The following is a 5,795-nucleotide window of genomic DNA, read 5'->3' as shown; positions in this document are numbered from 1 at the left end:
GCCCATGTGCGTCGCGGTGATGCAGCCCAGGCTGTGCGCCACCAGCACGACCGGATGCGGCGCCTCCAGCACGGTGCGCTCCAGCGCCGCCACCCAGGGCGCCGCGCGGGCGTGACCCAGTCGTCCTGCACCACGCGCCGTGCGCCGGGCAGCCGCTCCGCCCACAGGCTCTGCCAGTGGCCGGGTCCGGAATCGCGCCAGCCCGGGACGATGACCACCGAGACCGGGCTGCCCGCAGCGGTGTGTGCGGACGGGGCCGCCTGCGGCGCTGCGCCGTCGATCCGGCCGACCGGATGCGGACGACGACGTGGATGCGCTGCTGCTCATGGCCGGCGGGGCACGGTGGCCAGGGGATGGAACAAGGGAAGGATTCGAACCCCACAGGAGGTGCGGAACGACAGTGCAGTGGCCATGGAACAGGCTCCTCAACGGTGGATGCGGCCCATTCTGCGATTCCGCCCTTAAAACCCAAAAGAATATATTCTTTTGAATTAATCGCGAATTGATCTTAAGAAGCGATCGATGCCGCGCTGCCAAGGCCCTCGGTATCGGATGCCGGCGCCGCCGTCGTCGCGCCTTGCAGCGTCTCGCCCAGAAAGTCCAGAAACCGCCGGACCGCGGGCGTCAGGCCGCGGCGGGAGGGAAACACCGCGTGCATCACACCGCGCTCCGGGGCCCAGTCAGGCAGCAGATGCACTAGCCGGCCACTGCGCAGCTCATCCTGGCACATGTAGTCGGGCAGCCAGCAAATGCCCACGCCGCCCTGCGCGGCCAACTTGAGCGTGAGCAGGTCGTCGGCCACATAGCGCGGGCTGTGCTGCCACACCGCCTCCTGCCCTCCGGGGCCCACCAGCCACAGCGAAGCACGGCCGTCAGCGGCCGACATGGCGATGCTGTCCATGCGCGCCAGTTCCTCCAGCGTGTGCGGTGTGCCCTGGCGTGCCAGCTGCGCGGGGCTGGCGACCAGCAACAGGTCGCCCTCGCTCAGCCGCTTGATGACCATGCTGCCGCTGTCGTCCAGCTTGGCCCGTACGCGCAGTGCCACGTCGACGCCCTCCTCCACCAGGTTGACCACGCGGTTGCTCACCTGGATCTCCACCCGCACGAGCGGGTACCGCGCCATGAACACCGGCATCATGTCGCCGAGCAGGGTCTGTGCGATCGTGACGGGGCACACCACGCGGATCGTGCCGCGCGGCTCGGCCTGGACGTGGGCCACCGTGTCGGCCGCCGCCTGCGCCGATTCGCGCATGGCCTGGCAGTGGCGCAGATAGGCCTCGCCCACCTCGGTGAGCGACAGCTTGCGCGTGGTGCGCTGCAGCAGCCGCACGCCCAGGTGTGCCTCCAGATCGGAGACGCGGCGCGACAGGCGCGACTTGGGGATGCCGAGCGCCCGGCCCGCGGCGGCGAACCCGCCGCGCTCGACCACCTCGGCGAAATACAGCATGTCGTTGAGATCTTGCACCGTCATCCCTCGCAGATTGTTCCACCTATAGAACAATCTATCGCAAAGTGGCCGGCTTATCAATCAATGCGCTCATCTGCACAATCTATCCAACGCTGCACACCGGGTGCGGCCCCCATCCCGAGGAGAACCTTCCATGCAACTGCTGCACATCGATTCCGCCATCACCGGCGAACAGTCCGTTTCGCGCCAACTCACCGCCCGCACCGTGGCGGCGTGGGTCGAGGCCCATCCCGGCACGCAAGTGCAGCACCTGGACCTGGTCGCCCAGGCGCCGGCCCATTTCACGATGGAGGCCATGGCGCCGCGCACCGGCCAGACCGAAGGCCTGAGTGAAACACAGCGCCGTGAAAACGCCGTGTCCGAACAGCTGGTGAGCCAGTTCCTGGCGGCCGATGTCATCGTGGTCGGCGCGCCGCTCTACAACTTCGGCATTCCCACGCAGCTCAAGGCCTGGATCGACCGCATTGCCCAGCCGGGCCGCACGTTCACCTACACCGCCACGGGCCCGCAGGGCCTGGCCAAGGGCAAGACGGTGATCGTCGCCTCCAGCCGCGGCGGTGTGTATTCGACGAGCGATGCCGGCCGCGCCATGGAACACCAGGAGAGCTACCTGCAGACCGTGTTCGCCTTCTTCGGCATCACCGACGTGCGCTTCGTGCGCGCCGAAGGCGTGGCCATGGGACCGGACGCCAAGTCCAAGGCCCTGGACAGCGCGGATTCCGACATCCGGGCACACGTGGCGCAATCCCGCCAGGAAGCCGTGGCCGAAGCCGCCTGATCCACCGGACAACTGCGCAATCACCAGAAAGCCGGCCTTGCGCCGGCTTTTTTGCGTGCGCCGCAAGGCGCCTATAGCGCACGCGTCCAGGTCTCGCCCACCAGGGACTGGCCGTAGGCGGTGTAGGGTTCCGAGGCCACGAGCGTGAAGCCGCGCTGCGCATACAGGTGGCGGGCCGCGGCCAGGCAGCTGTTGGTCCACAGCGTCATCTCCGCGTAGCCCTGGCCCCGCGCGAAGGCGATGCACTCGTCCACCAGCCGGCCGCCCAGTCCCATGCCCCGCGCCTGGGGCGCCAGGATCAGCATGCGCAGCCGGGCGGTGGTGTCGGACTCGCGCACCACGAAGGCCGCCCCCATGCGTTCGCCGTCGACCTCGGCGATCCAGCACCGGTCGAACCCGGGCCGGAATTCGCGCACGAACCGCGCGGCGATCTCGGCCACCATGGCCTCGAACGACTGGTTCCAGCCGTATTCGCGCCAGTAGATTTCGCCATGCATCTGCACCACCCAGCCCATGTCACCGGGCACCGGGTCGCGCAGCACCACGAGGCGGGGGCGGCTGGGCGGCTCGGGAGACAGCAGCGTCTCCAGGCGCTGCATGGCGGCCAGCGCGTCGGCCTGCTGCGTGGGCAACAAGCGCGCCAGGATCGCCGCCGCCTCGTCGCGCGAGCGCTGCTGCAGCGGGGCGAACGCGGCGTGTCCGGCGTCGGTCAGGCGCAGCAGGCTCTGGCGCGCATCCTTTGCGCCCGTGCGGCGCTCCAGCCAGCCGGCCTTCTCGAACCGGCGCAGGATGCGGCTCAGATAGCCGGCGTCCAGGCCCAGGTCCCTGGCGATGTCGGTGGCGACGGGCTCGGTGCGGTGGGCCAGCTCGTAGAGCACGCGCACGTCGGTCAGGGACAGGTCGCTGCCCAGATAGGCGTCGAGCACGCCGATGCGGCGCGTGAAGAACCGGTTGAACTGCCGAAGCGCCTTGACCGCGGCCGCGGGGACGGGCACAGGCGCGGGAGCGACCTGGGGATCTGACGCCATTTTTATTTGCCTTCATCAAACAATTGATTGACTTTAGCAATCAAAAATACGAAAGGCAAATAAAAAAGTCCGGCCGCCCATGGCGGAGCGGCCGGACTGGAGGCGCTGAAAACCAGCGGCTGGTCAGAGCTTGGCGTGCTGCTTGACCCAGGCCACGTACTTCTCGACCCAGCCCTGCAGGAACTGGCGGCTGGCCTCGCCGATGTTGCCGTCGTCATCGAACAGGCCATCCTTGGCCTGAACGAAGGCTTCGGGCTGGCCCAGCGTGGGCACGTCGAGGTAAGCCAGCACGTTGCGCAGATGCTGCTGGGCCATGGCCGTGCCGATGGCGCCGATCGATACCCCGATCACCCCGGCCGGCTTGCCGCCCCAGGCGCTCTGCCCATAGGGGCGGGAGGCGTGGTCCAGCGCATTCTTGAGCACGCCGGGAATCGACCGGTTGTATTCGGGCGTGACGAACAGCAGGCCCTGCGATTGGGCGATCTCGGTTTTCAGGCGCAGCACGGCGGGAGCGGGATGGGCGTCGTCGTCCTGGTTGTACAGCGGCAGGTCGTCGATGCGCAGCTGCGTGAAGTGGAAGTCCGGCGGCGCGAGCCGGGCCAGGGCCGTGGCCAGCTTGCGGTTGAACGAGTCCTTGCGGAGACTGCCGACGATGACGGCGATCTGGTATTGGTCCATGAGCACTCCTTGTGAAACAGCCAAAGATGACGGAACGGCGCGGGGGCCGGAACGGGCCATGATAGACACGGCCTGCGGCCTTCAAGCGCCGCGCGCGCGCCCTGAAGGGCCTCCCTCCGAAAGATTTTGGGCGACATTTTGCTATCAATTGAATAGCGATATGCCCTAGTACTCATTGCGCTGGCGGCCCATTAAAGCAAAACACCCCCGGCGCTGCAGCGCAGCATCCCGGGGGTGCGAGGCCTGGCGCAAACGCGCGCTTGTCCTACCCGGCGCGGCGCTGGCCGGCGAGCCGGCGCACCACATGCACCAGCCGGTCGATCTCGTCGAACGTGTTGTAGAACGCGAGCGAAGGCCGCACGGTGGTTTCCACCCCGAAGCGCCGCAGGATGGGCTGCGCGCAGTGGTGCCCGGTGCGCACGGCGATGCCTTCGTCGTTCAGCGCCTTGCCGACTTCCTCGGTCGAGTAGCCGGCCAGCACGAACGACATCACGCTGGCCTTGTCGTCGGCCGTGCCGATCAAGCGCACGCCCGGGATGGAGCGCAGCTGCTGCATGCCGTACACCAGCAGTTCATGCTCGTAGCGCGCGATGTTCTCGATCCCCACGCGGTTCACGTAGTCGATCGCCGCGCCCAGGCCCACCGCGTCGGCGATGTTGCCCGTGCCGGCCTCGAACTTGTTCGGGATCGGCTGGAACACGGTTTTCTCGAACGTGACGTCGGCAATCATGTTGCCGCCGCCCTGCCACGGGGGCATGTCTTCGAGCACCTCGCGCTTGCCCCAGACCACGCCGATGCCGGTCGGCCCGAACACCTTGTGGCCCGAGAACACGAAGAAGTCCGCGCCGATGTCCTGCACGTCCACCCGCATGTGCGAGACCGACTGCGCGCCATCGACCAGCGCCTTCGCGCCCGCGCGCTTTGCCAGCGCCACGATCTCCTTGACCGGCACCACGGTGCCGAGCGCATTGGAGACCTGCGTGACGGCGACGATCTTCGTGCGGTCGTTCAGGAGCTTCTGGTATTCATCGAGCAACACCTGGCCCGAGTCGTCCACCGGAATCACGCGCAGCCTCGCTCCCTTGGCGGCCGCGAGCTGCTGCCAGGGCACGATGTTGGCGTGGTGCTCCAGGTGGCTGACGATGATCTCGTCGCCCTCGCCCACGTGCTGGCCGCCCCAGCTCTTGGCCACCAGGTTGATGGCTTCGGTGGTGCCGCGCACGAAGATCACCTCGTTCACGTCGGGCGCGTTGATGAACGTCTTCACGCGCTGGCGGGCGCCTTCGTAGGCGTCCGTGGCGCGGGCGGCGAGTTCATGCGCGGCGCGATGGATGTTCGAGTTCTCGTGCGCGTAGAAATGGCTGATGCGGTCGATCACCGCTTTCGGCTTGTGCGTGGTGGCCGCGTTGTCGAACCACACCAGTTGGCGGCCGTTCACGCGCTCGGACAGCACGGGAAAGTCGCGCCGGATGGCGTGCACGTCGAACGGCGGGTGCTGCCCCTGTCCCGCCAGCGGCACCGTGCCGTGCGGCGCGGGCTTGGCCGGGGTGACGTAGCCACTGGGCAGCACCACTGCGTCCACGAAGTAGAACTTCGGGTCGGACGATGGCGTGGCCGCCAGGCCGGCCGGTGCGGCCGGCGCCTGGGCCGCGTGTGATACCTGCGGCTGCGCGAACGGCAGGCGCGCCAGCGCATCCAGCCGATCGCCGCGTTGCGCGGTGGGCATCGCTGAACCACCGGGCGACGGCTGCGCCTGGCGCTCGCCGACGAAGTAGTACGGCGAGGCCGAAGAGGCCGGCGTTGCGGGCGCTGCCGGATGGGCCGCCGCCTGCGATGCGCTGGC

5 protein-coding genes and 1 pseudogene are annotated in these 5,795 nt (G+C 68.2%); 1 reads left to right on the top strand and 5 read right to left on the bottom strand.

Annotated features, from left to right (window positions below; genetic code table 11):
• Both AC27KI_RS17645 and AC27KI_RS17640 read right to left on the bottom strand, forming a co-directional pair.
• Positions 1 to 218 (bottom strand): annotated as a pseudogene (locus AC27KI_RS17645) (RBBP9/YdeN family alpha/beta hydrolase); the annotation flags it as partial.
• A 290-nt stretch (positions 219 to 508) separates the two neighbouring features.
• Positions 509 to 1,465 carry a LysR substrate-binding domain-containing protein gene (locus tag AC27KI_RS17640; RefSeq protein WP_487115002.1) on the bottom strand — a complete coding sequence of 319 codons (957 nt, stop codon included), beginning with the start codon at positions 1,463 to 1,465 and terminating at the stop codon, positions 509 to 511.
• A gap of 136 nt (positions 1,466 to 1,601) precedes the next feature.
• Between AC27KI_RS17640 and AC27KI_RS17635 the strand changes: the two genes are divergently transcribed.
• The gene (locus tag AC27KI_RS17635; RefSeq protein WP_284428483.1) at positions 1,602 to 2,246 is read left to right on the top strand and encodes an FMN-dependent NADH-azoreductase; all 645 of its coding nucleotides are present in this window, start codon (positions 1,602 to 1,604) and stop codon (positions 2,244 to 2,246) included.
• 71 nt (positions 2,247 to 2,317) lie between these two features.
• Here the strand turns inward: AC27KI_RS17635 and AC27KI_RS17630 are convergent, their stop codons facing one another.
• The 3 genes from AC27KI_RS17630 to AC27KI_RS17620 form a co-directional block, all read right to left on the bottom strand.
• Entirely contained in the window at positions 2,318 to 3,274 is a 957-nt protein-coding gene (locus AC27KI_RS17630) for a bifunctional helix-turn-helix transcriptional regulator/GNAT family N-acetyltransferase (RefSeq protein WP_487114999.1), read from the bottom strand.
• A gap of 123 nt (positions 3,275 to 3,397) precedes the next feature.
• Positions 3,398 to 3,952 carry an NADPH-dependent FMN reductase gene (locus tag AC27KI_RS17625; RefSeq protein ID WP_284412884.1) on the bottom strand — a complete coding sequence of 185 codons (555 nt, stop codon included), beginning with the start codon at positions 3,950 to 3,952 and terminating at the stop codon, positions 3,398 to 3,400.
• A 265-nt stretch (positions 3,953 to 4,217) separates the two neighbouring features.
• A partial coding sequence (locus AC27KI_RS17620; protein WP_487114997.1) for a family 2A encapsulin nanocompartment cargo protein cysteine desulfurase occupies positions 4,218 to 5,795 on the bottom strand: 1,578 nt, incomplete at its 5' end.

It is taken from the genome of Acidovorax sp. KPB24-03 (assembly GCF_057546605.1).
Note: the sequence above shows the minus strand (reverse complement) of the source record. Positions and strands in the feature narration are given on the sequence as shown.